The organism is Micromonospora sp. CA-259024 (assembly GCF_050936255.1).
Taxonomy (GTDB): Bacteria; Actinomycetota; Actinomycetes; order Mycobacteriales; family Micromonosporaceae; genus Micromonospora.
The window spans coordinates 4025583-4042088 of the sequence record NZ_JBNJND010000001.1 but is presented as its reverse complement, the minus strand read 5'-3'; the positions used below and the strand labels follow the sequence as shown (position 1 = coordinate 4042088).

13 protein-coding genes are annotated in these 16506 nt (G+C 74.3%); 7 read left to right on the top strand and 6 right to left on the bottom strand.

The window, feature by feature from the left end:
- The first annotated feature begins 31 nt into the window (after positions 1–31).
- The 5 genes from pgsA to pspM all read left to right on the top strand — a co-directional run bounded on the left by pgsA (position 32) and on the right by pspM (position 3756).
- Positions 32–625: a CDP-diacylglycerol--glycerol-3-phosphate 3-phosphatidyltransferase gene (pgsA, locus tag ACQEUX_RS17865; protein WP_433049941.1), complete on the top strand. Its 594-nt coding sequence runs from the start codon at positions 32–34 to the stop codon at positions 623–625.
- 55 nt (positions 626–680) lie between these two features.
- Positions 681–1283 carry a CinA family protein gene (locus tag ACQEUX_RS17860; RefSeq protein ID WP_433048720.1) on the top strand — a complete coding sequence of 201 codons (603 nt, stop codon included), beginning with the start codon at positions 681–683 and terminating at the stop codon, positions 1281–1283.
- Between the two features lie 152 nt (positions 1284–1435).
- Positions 1436–1876: a helix-turn-helix domain-containing protein gene (locus ACQEUX_RS17855; RefSeq protein ID WP_433048717.1), complete on the top strand. Its 441-nt coding sequence runs from the start codon at positions 1436–1438 to the stop codon at positions 1874–1876.
- 198 nt (positions 1877–2074) lie between these two features.
- Positions 2075–2947: a PspA/IM30 family protein gene (locus ACQEUX_RS17850; protein ID WP_433048714.1), complete on the top strand. Its 873-nt coding sequence runs from the start codon at positions 2075–2077 to the stop codon at positions 2945–2947.
- Positions 2948–2970: 23 nt separating this feature from the next.
- Entirely contained in the window at positions 2971–3756 is a 786-nt protein-coding gene (pspM, locus tag ACQEUX_RS17845; RefSeq protein ID WP_433048711.1) for a phage shock envelope stress response protein PspM, read from the top strand.
- A 44-nt stretch (positions 3757–3800) separates the two neighbouring features.
- Here pspM and ACQEUX_RS17840 read toward each other — a convergent pair whose 3' ends face one another.
- Complete coding sequence (locus ACQEUX_RS17840) at positions 3801–7412, bottom strand: hypothetical protein (protein ID WP_433048708.1); 3612 nt, start codon at positions 7410–7412, stop codon at positions 3801–3803.
- 165 nt (positions 7413–7577) lie between these two features.
- Positions 7578–8387 carry a DNA-formamidopyrimidine glycosylase family protein gene (locus ACQEUX_RS17835; RefSeq protein WP_433048705.1) on the bottom strand — a complete coding sequence of 270 codons (810 nt, stop codon included), beginning with the start codon at positions 8385–8387 and terminating at the stop codon, positions 7578–7580.
- A gap of 109 nt (positions 8388–8496) precedes the next feature.
- On the opposite strand from ACQEUX_RS17835, the gene ACQEUX_RS17830 reads away from it, so the two are divergent.
- Positions 8497–9756 carry a hypothetical protein gene (locus tag ACQEUX_RS17830; RefSeq protein ID WP_433048702.1) on the top strand — a complete coding sequence of 420 codons (1260 nt, stop codon included), beginning with the start codon at positions 8497–8499 and terminating at the stop codon, positions 9754–9756.
- A 30-nt stretch (positions 9757–9786) separates the two neighbouring features.
- Here ACQEUX_RS17830 and ACQEUX_RS17825 read toward each other — a convergent pair whose 3' ends face one another.
- Genes ACQEUX_RS17825 through ACQEUX_RS17815 form a run of 3 tightly spaced genes read right to left on the bottom strand, consistent with a single transcriptional unit; the run spans position 9787 to position 11035 of the window.
- Complete coding sequence (locus ACQEUX_RS17825) at positions 9787–10029, bottom strand: CPCC family cysteine-rich protein (protein WP_225854764.1); 243 nt, start codon at positions 10027–10029, stop codon at positions 9787–9789.
- A 25-nt stretch (positions 10030–10054) separates the two neighbouring features.
- Entirely contained in the window at positions 10055–10855 is an 801-nt protein-coding gene (locus tag ACQEUX_RS17820; protein WP_433048697.1) for an SAM hydrolase/SAM-dependent halogenase family protein, read from the bottom strand.
- A 9-nt stretch (positions 10856–10864) separates the two neighbouring features.
- Positions 10865–11035, bottom strand: coding sequence for a hypothetical protein (locus ACQEUX_RS17815; protein ID WP_433048694.1), 171 nt, complete (start codon positions 11033–11035; stop codon positions 10865–10867).
- Between the two features lie 55 nt (positions 11036–11090).
- Here ACQEUX_RS17815 and ACQEUX_RS17810 point away from each other — a divergent pair, with 55 nt between their 5' ends.
- On the top strand, positions 11091–11651 hold the full coding sequence (locus ACQEUX_RS17810; protein ID WP_433048692.1) for a hypothetical protein: 561 nt from the start codon (positions 11091–11093) through the stop codon (positions 11649–11651).
- A gap of 25 nt (positions 11652–11676) precedes the next feature.
- Here ACQEUX_RS17810 and ACQEUX_RS17805 read toward each other — a convergent pair whose 3' ends face one another.
- Positions 11677–16341: an ATP-dependent helicase gene (locus tag ACQEUX_RS17805; RefSeq protein WP_433048689.1), complete on the bottom strand. Its 4665-nt coding sequence runs from the start codon at positions 16339–16341 to the stop codon at positions 11677–11679.
- Positions 16342–16506: the final 165 nt, after the last annotated feature.

The following is a 16506-nucleotide window of genomic DNA, read 5'->3' as shown; positions in this document are numbered from 1 at the left end:
GTCGGCGATGACCGGCGCGACGGAGTCGGCGGTGACCGGAGCGACGGAGTCGGCGTCGGGCCGGGTGGTCGCCGTGGTGCCCGTCCTCAACGCGGCCAACGCGCTGACCGCGCTACGGCTGGTGCTGGTGCCGGTCTTCGCCGCCTCGGTGATCATGTCCGGGATGACCCACTCCGGCTGGCGGATGGCGGCTTGCCTGATCTTCGCGGTGGCCTCGGCGACCGATCTGGTGGACGGCTGGATCGCCCGCCGGTTCGGGCTGGTCACCTCGGTCGGCAAGGTGGCCGACCCGATCGCCGACAAGGCGCTCACCGGCGCGGCCCTGGTGCTGCTCTCCTGGTACGACCAGTTGCCCTGGTGGGTGACCGCGCTGATCCTCGTCCGCGAGTTGGGCATCACCGGGCTGCGGTTCTGGGTGATCCGGCACGGTGTGATCGCCGCCAGCCGAGGCGGCAAGGTCAAGACCGCGCTCCAGATCCTGGCCATCGCGTGGTACCTGTGGCCGATGCCGGCCGCCCTCGCCGCCGTGGGCCCCTGGATCATGGCCGCCGCCGTCCTGGTCACGGTCGCCACCGGCTTCGATTACATCGCGCAGGCCCTCCGCCTCCGCCGCCTCCGGTCATGATCGACGTCATGGTGCCGGGAGGGTTGCGGGTCCGCGGGTGGGGAAGGACGGGTTGATGCAGCGGGACACGGATTCTGGGGAGCCGGCGGGCGATGAGGCTCCGGGCAGCGCGGCGGCGAGTGTGGTGCACAGGCTGGCGCAGCGGCACGAGACCCTGGCCACGGTCGAATCGCTCACCGGTGGGCTGCTGGCCGCGTCGATCGTGGAGATCGCCGGGGTCAGCGGGGTCTACCAGGGCGGCCTCGTGGTCTATGCCACCGAGCTGAAGGGCAGCCTGGCCGGCGTACCCGCCGACCTGCTGTCCGAGCGGGGGCCGGTGGACCCGGACGTGGCGGCGGCACTCGCCAAGGGCGGTCGTCGACGCTGCGGTGCGGACTGGGGGCTGGCCACCACCGGCGTCGCCGGCCCCGAGCCGCAGGACGGCAAGCCGGTCGGCCTGGTCTACGTCGCGGTCGCCGGCCCGAGTGGCGTCGAGGTCCGCGAGCTCGACCTGGGCGGCGGGCGGAAACACGTCCGCGCGGCGGCGGTGGTCGAGGCGCTGCGACTGCTGACCGATCAGATCGACGCGGCGGAAGCCGACGAGGCTGAAGCCGAGCCCAACACCGCGGGCGAGGCCGCCCCGGGTGGGGCGGGGACGATCGCCGCCGCGCGCCGGTGAGCCCTTCCCGGCGAACGGACGGGCGGGGCGGGATGTCGCCCGGGCCCGCAACGGGTACGGTTGCGGGAAGGCTCCGACGTTCGGGGTCGGCGCGGTCCGCCGCGACCGGCTGCCCGGCGCCGGGCGTGAGGTATCCCTCAGGGGGAGGTGCGATGGTCCTGCTACGCCGGGTGATCGGTGACGCACTGCGGGCGCGCCGGCAGGGGCAGCAGCGCACGCTGCGTGAGGTGTCCACCGCCGCCAACGTCAGCCTCGGCTACCTCTCCGAGATCGAGCGGGGGCACAAGGAGCCGTCCAGCGAGCTGCTCGCCGCGATCTGTGACGCCCTCGGTGCCCGTTTGTCCGAGCTTCTGCGCGAGGTGAGTGACACCGTGGCGCTCGCTGAGCAGATGCCGGGGGTGCTCGTCCCGATGCAGGACGAGCCGGCCGACGCCGCTGCCGTGCACAAGAGCAGCAACCGTGGCGTCCGCCAGGTCACCTCCGACGGCAAGGTCGCCGTCTCGGTCCGCCAGGATTCGCCGCTCAAGGCCACGCTGCGTCGAGCCCGCGTCCGCCCGACCGAGCGCGACCGGGACGTGGTCTGCGCCGCCTGAGCCCGTCCTTCCGGTTGACCATGGGCGGGGTGGCCCCGGCCGCGTAGGGTGGCCCGCAGGAGCTGCCGGTGCCGTCGACCGCCCGGTACGGATGCCTCGCTGGCGTTCGGCTGGGACGATGGAGACCGGCCGGTCGTGGTCGGTGGGTCCATCCGGTCCGCCGTGGTGGAGCGACGCTACTGAGGGGATATCGCGGAGATGGCGAACCCGTTCGTCAAGGGTTGGAACTACCTGATGGCGCTCTTCGGTGCGAAGATCGACGAGCACGCCGATCCCAAGGTGCAGATCCAGCAGGCCATCGAGGATGCCCAGCGGCAGCACCAGGCGCTGGTTCAGCAGGCCGCCGCGGTGATCGGCAACCAGCGTCAGCTGGAGATGAAGCTGTCCCGGCAGATGTCCGAGGTCGAGCGGTTGCAGGGCAACGCCCGGCAGGCCCTGGTGCTCTCCGACCAGGCCCGGGCCAAGGGTGACGAGGCCGAGGCCGCCCGCTTCGAGCAGTCGGCGCAGACGCTGGCCACCCAGTTGGTCTCCGCCGAGCAGGCCACCGAAGACCTGAAGACCCTGCACGACCAGGCGCTGGGCGCCGCCGCCCAGGCCCGCCGTGCGGTCGAGAACAACTCGATGATCCTTCAGCAGAAGCTCGCCGAGCGCACCAAGCTGCTCAGCCAGCTGGAGCAGGCCAAGATGCAGGAGACGGTGGCCCGCTCACTGGAGTCGATGTCGTCGCTGACCGCGCCCGGCACCACCCCGTCGCTCGACGAGGTGCGCGACCGCATCGAGCGGCGGTACGCCAACGCCATGGGTCGCGCGGAACTGGCCGGCAACTCCGCCGAGGGCCGGATGTTGGAGATCCAGAAGGCGACGATCGACTCGGCCGGCTCGGCCCGGCTGGAGCAGATCCGGTCCAGCATGGCCGGGGAGCAGCTCGGCGGGACGTCGCAGCGACCGGCCGTGCCGCAGGCTGAGAAGGCCAGCCCGGCCACCGACCCGGCGGCCGCCGCCCGGCTGGACGAGCTCCGCGCCAGCATGGCTCGCGAGCGGGGCACCGGCGACCCGACCGCCGCCGGCTGAACGACCGGACCGAGGAGGTCAGGGTGGCAGACGAGCGGACGCGGTACTTCCGCAGGCTGGGCCGGCTTCGTCGGTCCGCCCGACGATGGAGCGTGCTGGCCGGTGGGCTTGGCGGCGCGGCGGCGGTGCTGACGCCGTACGCCGGTCTCGGTCTGCCCGACGCGGCCTGGGCCGGCGCCGCGGGCAGTGCGGTGGCCCTCGCTGCCTGGCGCTGGGTCGACCTGCGTGCCCTGGCCGCCCGGCCGGCACCCCCCGCGCTCGACCCGGCCGAGGCCTCCGCCCGGTCGCGGGCCCGGTTGGTCGCCGCCGTCGAGCGGCTGCCGGTCGGCCCGGGTGTGCTGGCCGAGGTACGCCGGGTCCGCTCTCGGATCGCGCTGCGCGGCACCAGCGCGGGCGAGCAGTGGGCTCGATTGGACCGGGCGGCACTCACCCTGGCCGGGATGGCCCCACGGCTCACCGGGCTGGCCGAGCCGGCGGTGCTGGAGGCCGCCGCCGCCGACCGTTCGCTGCGCGACCTGGCCGCACGGGTGGCCAGCGTCGAACGTGCGCTGCGGCTGGCGCCGGCTGATGCCCGGCCGCCGCTGGCCGAGGCACACGCCGCGCTGACCGCCCAGTTGGAGGGCGGGGTCGCGGCCTACGAACGGCTGGTGGTCGCCGCCGCCGGCTACCTGGCCGAGGACGCCCGACCGGAGACCGCCCACCCGGCCGCCGACCGGCTCACCGAGGCGACCGACCTGCTGCACGGGGTCGCCGGTGCCCTGGCCGAGCTGCGTGCCGTCGGCACTCCGCTGCGTGCGCCCACCCGCTGAGCGGGCCTTGCCGCTGACCATCGCCGGCCGCTGACCCCCAGCCGTCACGGCGGTGTCGTGACCTGGATCGGGCCGGTGTACGGCGAGCTGCCCACGACGTTGAACGACCGGATCCGGTAGTGGTAGGTCACGCCCCGGGCCAGCCCGGTGTTGGTGAAGCCGCGACCGGTCACCGTGAAGGTGGCCACCTCCCGGTCGAACACCGGGTCCAGCGCCCGCTGCACGATGAACCCGGACCCCGCACCGGCGGAGGTGCTCGACGCCCAGGCCAGGATCACCGTCGCGGTGTCCGGACCTGGTGCGCTGGCGGTGGCCGTCACCCCGCTCGGGGTGCCAGGCGCGGGCGGGGAACTCACGGCGGCGACCGTCGACCAGGCCGACGCGGCCCCCAGGTAGGTGGTCCGCACGCGGTAGTAGTACGTGGTGTCCGGTGCGACCGTGACGTCCAGGTGGGTGTCTCCGACCCCGATCGCCGTGGTGCTCGGGCCGCTGGTGAAGGTCGGGTTGGTGGCCCGCTGCACGTCGATGCCGGTGGCGAACGACCGGTTCGTCCAGCGCAGCGCCACCCGCAGCGGCGCGGCAGGCGGGAGTGCCGCGACCAGTCCACTCGGTGCGGCCAGGTTCACCGAGGCGGGTACGCCGTTCGACCACGACGAGTAGCTGACGGCATTCTCCGCCCGGATCCGGTAGTGGTAGGTGACCCCGGGGGTCACGGTCGCGTCGGTGTAGCGGGTTGCGGCGGCCGCGACGGTGATCGTGGTGACCTCGCCGCCGAAGGTCGCGTCGGTGGCCCGCTGGAGCAGGTGGCTGGTGGCGGGTGGTCGGCCCCCGTTGCCGGTCCAGGCCAGCGTGATGGCGGGCAGCGCGGTGGCCGAGCCGGGCACCGGCGTGGCAGTCAGCCCGGTCGGTGCCTTCGGCGCCACCCGCAGCACCAGCGGCCGGCTCATCCCGCCGTCGCGGTGGCCGGCGAGGTTGCTGTGCCAGCGGTACTCCCAGCCCAGGTTGACCAGTTGGTTGACCACCGCGGCGGGTCGCCCGTCGGCCGGACTGATCGGGGTCGCCCCGGTCCGCGCCCCGGCTGGGCGACCCGGGTCGAGCAACCGGACGCTGTCGCCCAGCTTGAACGGCAGCACCGGGGCGACCGGGCGCAGCGCCACCACCACGTCCTCCCGGGGGTTGACCCGGACGATCTCCTTCCAGCCCAGCTCGCTGCCATGCGGGGGCCGCAGCCGGCCGTCCCAGCCGACCCGGTTGACCAACTGCACGTCGCAACCGCCGAAGTGCAGCGGCTCGGTCTGCCGGACGTCGCCACTGATCCGCCAGAGCTGCGTGCCGTCGGTCGGCGTACCCATCGGCACGGCGGGGTCGGCGGCGAAGAGCACCTCGGTGACCGGGTCGGTCGGGCCGAGCGGCAGGGTCGTCGGGCCGAGCGGTCCGGCGTTCGGGTGCCCGACGCCGAGCCGGCCGGCCAGCCGGCCATGGTCGGGCTCGAAGACCTGCTGTGCGGCCTTGACCGTGATCGGCAGGGTCACCGGGCCGGCGCCGGCCGTCGGCGTGAACGTCACTGTGGTGGCGTGCACCGGCACCGTCGTCTCCGACGCTGTCCGGGTGCCGAACGCCGGGTCGTACGCCGGCTGCGGCACGATCGGCGGGCGTTGGCTGGCCGCGTACGCCAGGGGCAGCCTCTCGCACAGTCGGGCCAGGTCGTACGGCGGTGCCGGCGCCCCGGTGACCCGGAACTGGAGCAGAGTGCGGGTGTTCGGGCCGTACCCCGGCTCGGTGGGGGGTGGGCCGCCCCCGGTGGTCCGGTCGGGGGCGTCGGTGTACTGGTCGTAGCGCGGGTCGAAGCCGGGCAGCGGGGCCGGTGCGTCGTTGTACAGGATCAGCGTGCTGCCCGGCGGCACGGCGGAGAAGTCGACAAGCACGTCGGCGCGTTCGCCCGGGGCGAGCAGCAGGGTGTGCCCGTCGATGTTCAGCACGGTCGGGTCGAGCCGGTCGTAGCGGTAGCCGATCGGCTGGTTCGGCAGGACCACCGGGGCGGGCAGTAGCCCCGCCTCGTTGCCGATCTGGATGAACGCCGGCCCGGCGGCGCGCGGGTCCGGCACCCCGCCGTCGCGCCCGTCGGTCGGCCATCCCGCCGGCCGGTCCGCCGCCCGTACCGCGGGCACCATCGGCACCTCGCCCGCCTCGGCGTCGGCCAGACCGCCGGCGTCGGTCCACATCGGTCCGTCCGAGCAGGCCCGGTAGAGCTGGAGGTTGAGGCCGCGGTCCAGGCAGGCGTTGAGGATCCGGAACCGGTACGCGCGCGGCCCCACCTCCAGGTACGGGTACGCGACGCCGTTGACGAGTGGGGTGTCGCCGTACGCCTCGGGCACCGCGGACGGGTGCGGCACTCCCGGGCTCAGCGGTGGTTCGTCCGGCGCGCCGACCGGGTCGTGGTGCGGGTTCGGTACGCAGCCGTCGGCACGGTTGCCGTCCGGGGCCGGGTCGCGCGACCAGGGGCCGTAGTCCCACCGGCCGGTGGGGTTGCGTCCGCCGGACCGGTACGGGTTCTGCCGCGGCTGGTAGACGTGTGGGTGCCACAGGCTTCCCCGGGCGCCCCAGCGTTCCCGGTCCCAGGTCGGGTCCTCGGCGGCCAGTTGGGTGTCGTCCGGCACGAACGTCTTGTCCTCGATGACCAGCGGTAGCTGGTCGGCTGGCAGCACCCCGTCGGTGACGAGTTGCTCCTCGGCCGGGTCGGTGAGCAGGTAGAGCGCGAGTTGCCCGCCGTAGACGGTGAGCCGGGCCAGGCCGAGGGTGTTGTCGTGGAACCACATCAGCCGGCCGCTCTGCTCGTTCGGGTAGTAGAGCGTGGTGGCGCCAGCGCCCGGCGGCGGCATGTCCGGCACGTGGGCCAGGCCCACACCGGTGGGGTACGGGGTGATCTCCCCGGCGGGGGTGATCCACTGCCCGGGGTTGCCCGCGCTGGTCCAGCCGGCGTGCGCCCCGGCCAGGTGCAGCACCGCCCGGTTCTGCGGGTACGGTGCCGGCCCGTCGAGCGGGCCGAGCCCGGCCCCCTCGATCGTGTCGTCGACCGGCAGGAACAACTCGCCGGCCCGGCCGGTCGGGAGTTGGTTGATGAACTTCACCCGGACCGGTCGGCCCCGGCGCGCGAGGATCATCGGGCCGAGGTGCCAGGGCCGTTCCGGGGGCGCCACCGTGTTGTGGCCGGACGCGTCGGTGCCCAGGTTCAGCTGCCGGTAGCCGCGTAGCCGGGTGGGTGGTAGGTCCCGGTGCAGCCGCTGGGCGTACTCCTGCAACCCGATCTCGTAGTAGTCGCAGCCTGGATAGCTGATCGTGTCGGGTGCCGCCACCGGCAGGTGGCCGCCGAGGTCGGTGCGGCCCGGCCGGCCCGGGGTGGGCAGCGGGTCGACGAACTTGCGCAGCCCGGTGCCGGGCACCACCCGTCCGTCCGGGTCACGCGTTGGTCGGGGGCTGTGTGCGAAGTTCGGCACCGGGCCGAAGTAGCGGGGCACCACGGCCGGGTCCAGGCTCGGCGCGGGGTGGGTCTCGGTCTCCTCCGCGGTACGCGCGGCCGGCACGGACGCCGTCTGGCCGTTGGTCTCGCGGCTGGTCCGCTCGAAGAAGGTGGAGCGGAGTCTGCGGAACATCGCCATGACTCTCCCCGGGTCGGGGCACGAGGTCCGCCACCCCGGCGTGGCGGACGTCTGCACTCGGCTGACGGTCGGTGAGCACTCAACCGCAGCATGCGACTCCGGCGGCCGGATAGGAATTACCCAATCGTCCGTATCTGGGACGGCCTTGGTCGGCGGGGTTCCTGGTCAGCCGGGTGGCGGCGTGTCCGGGTGCTCCGGCTGGCAGACCGGGCACCAGTAGGTGACCCGCTCGCCCAGCTCCTCCTTGCGGATCGCGGAGCCGCAGCGGCGGCAGGGCTGGGCGCGGCGCCCGTACACGTAGCTGGTCTGCCCCCGGTGCAGCGAGCCGGTGCTGCTCTGCGTCCACCGACCCCGGTTGGCGGCGAGCAGCCGCTGCGCGAGGGTCACCATGCCGGACAGGTCGGGCACCGCGCCGACCGGCATCCACGGCGACACACCGCGCAGAAACAGCACCTCGCACTTGTAGAGGTTGCCCACCCCGGCCAGGTTGCGCTGGTCGAGCAGCGCCTCGCCGATGGTCCGCTCCGGGGCGTCGGCGAGCCGGCGGACCGCCTCGGCCGGGTCCCAGTCCGGCCCCAGCAGATCAGGGCCGAGGTGGCCGACCAGTCGGTCCTCCTCCGCGGTCGGCACCAGGGCCACCTCGTGCAGGTGGTAGCCGACCGCGACAGCGCCGGGGCTGCGCAGCACCACCCGGATCAGGTGCGCCGGCCGAGCGTTCCAGCGTTCCCCCGGGGCGTACGCCCGCCAGGCGCCGTCCATCCGCAGGTGCGAGTGCAGGGTCCAGTGCGCCTCGTCCGGCGCGCTGAGACGCAGCAGCAGGTGCTTGCCCCGGCTGGCCGACTCGCGGACCGTCCAACCGGTGAGATCCGTCGTCGCCAGCTGCGGCACCCGGAACTCACTGCCGCTGATCCGCGCGCCGGCCAGCGCGCGGTGCAGCACGCGCGCGGTGTTCCAGACGGTGTCGCCTTCGGGCACCCTGCCATCCTCCCTCGTTCGAGCAGGATTCGCATGTGTCGCTATTTGTACACAGGTTCCTCATGATCTCCTGACATGCGAGGGTCAGGGGGTTCTGAGGAGAATGCCCATGACGCGACCGTGTTGTCGTACCCAATCCGTCGCCCTCGTCGCCGCCCTCACCCTCGCGCTCACCGCCGCGCTCCTGCCCGGCGGAGTTTCCGACGCTCCCGCCAACCACGGCCCCCTCACCCTCACCGCCGCCGCCCCGAGCGCCGAACGGTGGAGCGCCGACCTCTCCGTCGTCGACCGCGACGACGTCAACGTCCGGCGCACCGCCGCCGGGCTACGACTGCGTGAGGCCCGGTCTCCCGGGCGCAGCGCTCGCAGCCCGCACAGCGCGGTCGCCGAGGGGATGCTGCTGACCACCCCCCGCGCCCTCGCCCGCCCGGCCACCCGGGTCCACGCCGAGATCAGCGCCTCGGTCCCCGCTGGTGCAACCGTGGAGGCGCAGGTCCGCGGCTGGCGGGCCATCGGCTGGACGGAGTGGCAGGCCGCCACCTCCGGCGCCGTGTTCGACCGGCCGGTCACCCGGGTGCAGACCCGGGTGGTGCTCACCGCGCCCCAGGGCGGCGCCACCGCGACGGTACGCGGCGTGCAGCTCACCGCCGACGCGACCGCCGCCGTGTCCGCCGCCACACCCGGCCGCACCTACCGGGTGTACGCCACCCGGATCGGGCTGGTCGGCGAGGTGACCGCCAACGGTCGTACCGTGCAACCCCGGGACCACTTCGTGGCGCTACCGTCGCGGCGCGGCCTCTCCCCCCTCAACACCGGCGACTACACCGTGCGGGTCTGTACGACCACCGGCTCCCGCTGCGAGTACGCCCCGGTCTGGGACGTCGGGCCGTGGAACACCCGCGACGACTACTGGAACCCCTCATCGGTACGGGAGAACTGGAAGGACCTGCCGCAGGGTCGGCCCGAGGCGCAGGCCGCGTACCAGTCCGGCTACAACGGCGGGCGGGACCAGTTCGGGCGGACCGTGCTCAACCCCGCCGGCATCGACCTCGCCGACGGCACCTTCTGGGACGGTCTGCGACTGACCACCAACGCCTGGGTGGACGTCGCCTACCTGTGGACCGGAGGCGGGCCACGCGGCGTGGTCGGTGACGGGCCGCTCAACATCCGCTCCGGGGCCAGCACGTCCTACTCGATCCGTGGCCTCGCCGCCCGCCTGGCCCACGTGCCGATCCAGTGCTACGTCACCGGCCAGTCGGTGGCCGGCCCGTACCGCACGACCACCCGCTGGAACCGCCTGGCCACCGGGCAGTACGTCAGCCACGCGTACATCTCCAGCGTGTACGGCGGCAGCGTGCCGGTCTGCTGAGCCACCATGCTCGCCCCGTCGGGTGCTGCGTCAGGGGCGCTCGTCGGGGCGGGCCGGGCGCACCATGTCCTGGTAGCGCGGGTGGCTGGCACCGTAGACGGCGTAGTTGAGTCGGGCGTGCGAGAGGCTCAGGTCGCCGTTGGGACCACCCCGGACGGCGTCGGCGTCGGCGTCGGTCTGGCCGTCGTCGGTCCAGAAGCAGACCGGGCAGGTCCCCCCGCCAGTACGGGATGCACAGCAGGGACAGCCCACGGGAACTACATGTTCACCCACCGGAGAAGCATTCCACAGTCGAATATCAGCCGGATACCCGCAGGACGTCACCCGGTGCCACCTGAAGGAGATCCACCGCCCGTCCGCCGTTGACCGCGACCGCGACCAGATCGGCCGAGTCGACGTACACCACCAGGCCACCGGCCGGGGCGTCGCCGAAGGTCCGCCCCCGTACGGCCGGCCGGGCCGGTGCCGGACCCGGCGGACCGACGCGCAGCGCCGCCGGAAGCGGCGAGAGCAGGTGCGCCGGTGCGGCCAACTGGACGTTGCCGAAGTGGTCCACGGTCGACACCTCGGCCGTGAAGCCGTCATCATCCGACGTCAGCGTCGGCGACGGCATCCGGACCAGACCGTCCGGGTCGATCGGCGGCCCCGCCTCGCCCAGTGGCGCGCCGAGCGCCAGCCGGGCCGCCACCGGCGCGAAGACGTCCCGCCCGTGGAACGTGCTGGACACCCGACCGGCCAGCCAGCGCGGCTCGGTCAGCTGCACCGCGGCGCTCACCCCGCCGAGCGCGGCGGCAGCGTCCGGCAGCAGCCCGTTGTCCGGACCGACCAGCAGCCCACCCGGGGTGGCCAGCGCGACGCCCCGGCGGGCGGTGCCCACCCCCGGATCGACCACCGCCACGTGCACACCCACCGGCAGGTACGGCACCGTCTGCGCCAGCACCGCGGCGCCCCGCCGCACGTCCGCCGGTGGCACCAGGTGGGTCACGTCGACGACCCGGGCGGCCGGCGCGATCCGGGCGATCACCCCGTGGCAGGCGGCCACGAAACCGTCGGAGAGGCCGTAGTCGGTGGTCAGCGAGATCCAGGGCGTGACGGACATGCCCGCAGGCTAACCCTCGACATCGGTACGCAGCTCCAGGACCAGCTCGTCGTGCGGCGGGATGTCGTCCGCGCCGACCAGGGGGACCTTCGGGCCAGGCTCCCGCCCGCCGCCGCGTCCGCTCCGCCGGCCCGGCGCCCGGGGCACACGGTCGACCGGTGGCTGGCGGATATGGGACATCGCACTGGCCGACCGGCCACTCCCGCCCCCGGTCGCCGTTGGGCAGACTGCCCTGGTGACACATCGGAGCCTGCCCGCCCTCGGCGTACTCATGGTCGCCGTCGCCCTCACCGCCGGTTGCGGCAGCGACGACGCCGGCCAGTCGGATGCGGCCTCGTCCGTCCCGGCCCCGACGGCCACCGGTCTGCCGGCGCCCTCGGGAGGCCCCTCCAGTGCCGGTGGTGCCGCCTCCCCGCCGGCCCCGGCCGCGCAGGGGCCCACCGAGCGCCGGCTGGCCAGCCCACCGCCGGTGGTGCTGCCCCAGCGGCCGGCCGGTGCGCCCGGCGCGAAGCAGGTCGTCGACGCGTTCAAGGCCGCCGGCCTGAAGGTGCCGCACCCGAAGGAGCGATCGGTCGACTGCGGGCCGGACGGGCTCGGCCTGGGCTGTTCCGAGCTGATCTCCACCGACGCGGTCACGGTGTACGTGTTTCCCGACGAGACCAGCGCCAGCGACATCGCGGAGACGTGGAGCGGCCAGTCGTACCGGCGTGGCGCGGTGGTGCTCAACTACCTGGAGGCGAAGACCCCAACCGGGGACCGTGCCCGCTACGAGAAGGTGCTCAACGGTCTCGGCTGAGCGCCGGTCTGCCGCTGAGTGCCGGTCAGCCGCGGAGGCGCAGGCCGCGTGGGGTGGTGCGGAAGCCGGCAGCGGTCAGCGCGTCGCGCAGCGGCGAGGAGTGCACGGCCTCGCCGTCGGCCCGCTCCACCGACATCGCACCCAACGCCCCGGAGTGGACGGCGTCGGCGAGCGCCTTGCCGGCCGCGGCGAGCGCGTCGGTGTCGTCGGTGAAGGAGAGCAGCGTGCGGCCGCCGCGTTCCACGTAGAGGACGAGGTCGCCGCCGACCTGCACCACCAGTGCACCCGCCTTACGGCCGGCCCGGTGCCCGGTCGCCGGGGCGGCCCCGTCGCCGGAGTCGACCACCCGCTCCGGCCAGGGCAGCGCCGCGCCGTAGGGGTTGGCCGGGTCGGTGGCGGCGAGCACGGTGGCCGGCGTGCCCCGGCCCCGGGCGCCGTCGGTCGGCTCGGCCAGTGCGCGCAGCCGGTCCACCGCGCCGGGCACCGCGAACTGCGCCGCGCCCAACCCTTCGACGAAGTAACCCCGGCGGGCCGCGCCGCGCTCCTCCAGTGCCGACAGCACGGGGTAGACCGCCGAGAAGCCGCCGACCACCTGCTCGGCCATCACCGCGCCGCGGGTGACCACCCCGTGTCGCTCCAGCAGCACGTCGGCCAGGGCGGCGGCGCGCCGGGTCGGGTCGATGTCCCGCTCCGGCAGGCGCGACCACCGACCGGCGACGGTTGGCGGGCCACCCCGGGTCGGCAGCGCAACCCGACCGGGCCTCCGGTAACGGGTGCGCGGCGCGGACGGCCGCGACCGGTGCGCGCCGCCCGCGCCGAGCACCGCGCGCAGCGGGGCGAGGGTGTCGTTGGTGAGGTGACCGGCCCAGACCAGGTCCCAGATCACGGCGGTCAGCGCGGCGTCGTCGGTCGCGCCGACCCGGTCGGCGAGCGGTCGGAAGAACAGCGCCTGCCCGTCGCCGAGCGCGTCGAGCACCGCGTCGTGCAGTGGGGTGCGGGTCAAGGCCTCGTCGGGGGGCGGAAGCAGCAGCGGTGCGGCGTCCGCGTATGCCAGGGTGACCCAGCCGTCGCCGCCGGAGATCGCTCCCGACCCCGCCCAGAGCACCTCCCCGCTGGCGCACAACTCGTCGAGCTGGGCGGGGGAGTAGTCAGCGACCCGGCCGGGCAGCACCAACCGCTCCAGGGCGGACGCCGGCACCGCCGCGCCCTGCAGCTGCTCCACCGTCGCGGCGAGTGCCTCCACACCTCGGGCGGACGAGCCGACCTGCTGCCAGCGGGGCAGGAACGTGGCCAGCGCCCGGGGCGGCACCGGCTCGATCTCCCGACGCAGCGCCGCGAGTGAGCGGCGGCGCAGCATCCGCAGCACCTCGGCATCGCACCACTGGGCGCCGGCCGAATCGGGGGTGAACTCCCCGGAGATCACCCGCCCGGTGGCGCCGAGCCGGCGCAGCGCCTGCTCGACGACGAACACACCGAGCCCGAAGCGGGCGGCGCAGCTGGCAGCGGCGAACGGCCCGTGGGTGCGGGCGTAGCGGGCCACCAGGTCACCGAGCGGGTCGGCCACCGGGGCGAGGTACGCCTCGGCCACCCCGACCGGCAACGCCACGCCGAGGGCGTCGCGCAGCCGGGCGGCGTCCTCGACGCCCACCCAGCGCTGCTCACCGGCGATCCGGACCCGCAGCACCCGGCGGGTGGCCTCCAGCTCGGTCAGCCAGGTCTCCGGTACGCCCCGCTCGGCCAACTCGGTGTCGCTCAGGTCGCCGAGCACCCGCAGCAGCTCAACCACGTCTTCGGCGTCGCGGGGGCGGCGCTGTTCGGTCAGCCAGCGCAACTGCCGGTCGGTCTCGGCGAGCACCGCCGGGTCGAGCAACTCGCGCAGGTCGACCCGGCCGAGCAGCTCGCCGAGGAGCGTGGAATCCAGGGCGAGCGCGGCGGCGCGCCGCTCGGCGAGCGGGGCGTCACCCTCGTAGAGGAACGCCCCGACGTAGCCGAAGAGCAGCGACCGGGCGAACGGGGACGGCGCGTTGGTCTCCACCTCGACCAACCGCACCTTCCGGGCGGCGAGGTCACGCATCAGCCCGGCCAGAGCCGGCTGGTCGAAGACGTCCTGCAGGCACTCCCGGGCGGCCTCCAGGGTGACCGGGAAGTCCGCGTACTCCCGGGCGACGTCGAGCAGCTGCGCGGCGCGTTGCCGCTGCTGCCAGAGCGGCTGGCGGCGGCGTGGGTCCCGGCGGGGCAGCAGCAGCGACCGTGCGGCGCACTCCCGGAAGCGGGCGGCGAAGAGGGCGGAGGTGCCGACCGACTCCTCCACCAGCTGGGTGATCTCGTCGGGTTCGAAAACCACCACGTCGGCGCCGGGTGGCTCGTCGGCGGTGTCCGGAAGTCGCACCACGATGCCGTCGTCGGAGGGCATCACCTGGGCGTCCACCCCGTACCGCTCGGCCAGCCGGCGGCCCACCGCGAGGGCCCACGGCCCGTTGACCCGGGCACCGAGAACGCTGTGCACGGCGAGCCGCCAGTCGCCCAGCTCGTCGCGGAACCGCTCGACCACGATCGTGCGGTCGTCGGGCAGGGAACGGGTGGCCTCCCGCTGCTCGCGCAGGTAGGCCATCAGGTTGCCGGCGGCCCAGTCGTCCAGGCCACCGTCACGTAGCGCGGCCAGCGCCGCTTCGTCACTCTGCCGCAGCAGGGTGCGCACCCGGGCACCGATGGCCCGGCCCAGCTCCACCGGCCGGCCCAGCTGGTCGCCCTTCCAGAACGGCATGCGCGCGGCCTGCCCGGGGGCGGGCGAGACCAGCACTCGGTCGGGGGTGATCTCCTCGATGCGCCAGGACGAGGAGCCGAGCAGGAAGACGTCGCCGACCCGCGACTCGTAGACCATCTCCTCATCCAGCTCGCCGACCCGGGCGGCCCGTTCCGCACCGGCCAGGAAGACCCCGAACAGGCCTCGGTCGGGGATGGTGCCGCCGCTGGTCACCGCCAGTCGCTGTGCACCGGGACGGCCGGTGAGCAGGTCGGTGGCCCGGTCCCAGACCAGCCGGGGGCGTAGCTCGGCGAACGCGGTGGACGGGTAGCGGCCGGAGAGCATGTCCAACACGGCGTGCAACGCGGAGTCGGGCAGCTCGGCGAAGGGCGCGGCCCGGCGGACCAGCACGGCCAGGTCGCCGAGCGGCCACGGCTCCAGCGCCACCATCGCGACGATCTGCTGGGCCAGCACATCCAGCGGGTTGCGCGGGTAGTGCAGCTCCTCGATCGCGCCGTCGGTCATCCGCTCGGCGACCACCGCGCAGGAGAGCAGGTCGCCGCGATGCTTGGGAAAGACCACCCCGCGGGAGACGGCGCCCACCTGGTGCCCGGCCCGGCCGACCCGTTGCAGCCCGGCGGCCACGCTCGGCGGCGCCTCGATCTGCACCACCAGGTCGACCGCGCCCATGTCGATGCCCAGCTCCAGGCTGGAGGTGGCCACCACCGCCGGGAGCTGGCCGGACTTGAGCGCCTCCTCGATGTGTTTGCGTTCCTCTCGGGAGACGCTGCCGTGGTGGGCGCGGGCGATCACGGGTGCCGCGCCGGTGGCGGCGCCGGACTGGGCCATCACCTCGGCCGGTGGCCGGTTGCGCACCGGACCGGCGGGGTCACCCCAGCGGTGCGTGCCGGCCGCCGGGCCGCCGTCGCCCGCCGGGCCGCCCGCCGACAACCCCTCCGGTACGCCGACCGTGCCCTCGCCCGACGCGGAGGCCACCTCTTCGGCGGCCAGCTCGTTGAGCCGGGCGCAGAGGCGCTCGGCGCTGCGGCGGGAGTTGGTGAAGACGATGGTCGAGCGGTGCTGCCCGATGAGCGTGAAGACCCGCTCCTCCACGGCTGGCCAGATCGAGGCGCGGCGTGGCCCGGGCCCGCCGAGGTCGTCCTCCGGTGGCCGCTCCTGCTCGTCCAGGCGCGTCATGTCCTCCACCGGGACCTGCACGCTGACCTCGATGGTCTTCGGTGTGGCCGGTTGCACCACGTCGACCGGGCGCGCGCCGCCGAGGAACCGCGCGCAGGCGTCGATCGGTCGGACGGTGGCGGAGAGGCCGATGCGCTGCGCCGGGCCGGGCAGCAGCTCGTCGAGGCGTTCGAGGGAGAGGGCGAGGTGGGCGCCGCGTTTGCTGCCCGCGACCGCGTGCACCTCGTCGACGATCACCGTCTGGATGCCGCGCAGCGAATCGCGGGCCGCGGACGTGAGCAGCAGGAACAGCGACTCGGGCGTGGTGATGAGGATGTCCGGTGGGGTGCGGGCGAAGGCCCGTCGCTCGTCGGCCGGCGTGTCGCCGGTGCGCATGCCGACGGTGATGTCGGGCGGTGCGACGCCGAGCCGGGTTGCCGCCTGCCGGATGCCGGCCAGCGGGGCGCGCAGGTTGCGCTCCACGTCGACGGCGAGCGCCTTGAGTGGACTGACGTAGAGCACACGGCACCGCTGGCGTGCCTCGGCCGGTGCGGGCTCGCGCGCCAGCCGGTCGAGGGACCAGAGGAAGGCCGCGAGCGTCTTGCCGGAGCCGGTGGGCGCCACGACGAGGGCGTTACGGCCGGCGGAGACCGACCGCCAGGCACCGGTCTGTGCGGCGGTGGGCGCGGCGAAGGCGGCGTCGAACCAGGCGCGGGTGGCCGGGCCGAACCCGGCGAGCACCGCGCCGGCGTCTGCGTCTGCCCCGGTCACCGGTCCATCGTGCCCCGCCGGTCCGACAACCACGAGCGACCCACAGCGGAATATGCCGGATCAGAAGGAGAAAGGCCATGATGCGCGGTTAATACGTTAAGTCTCACTTAACTGCTTGCTTGTGAGGCGCAACATAAAGTAACTTCACTCGCAACGCGAACCGGG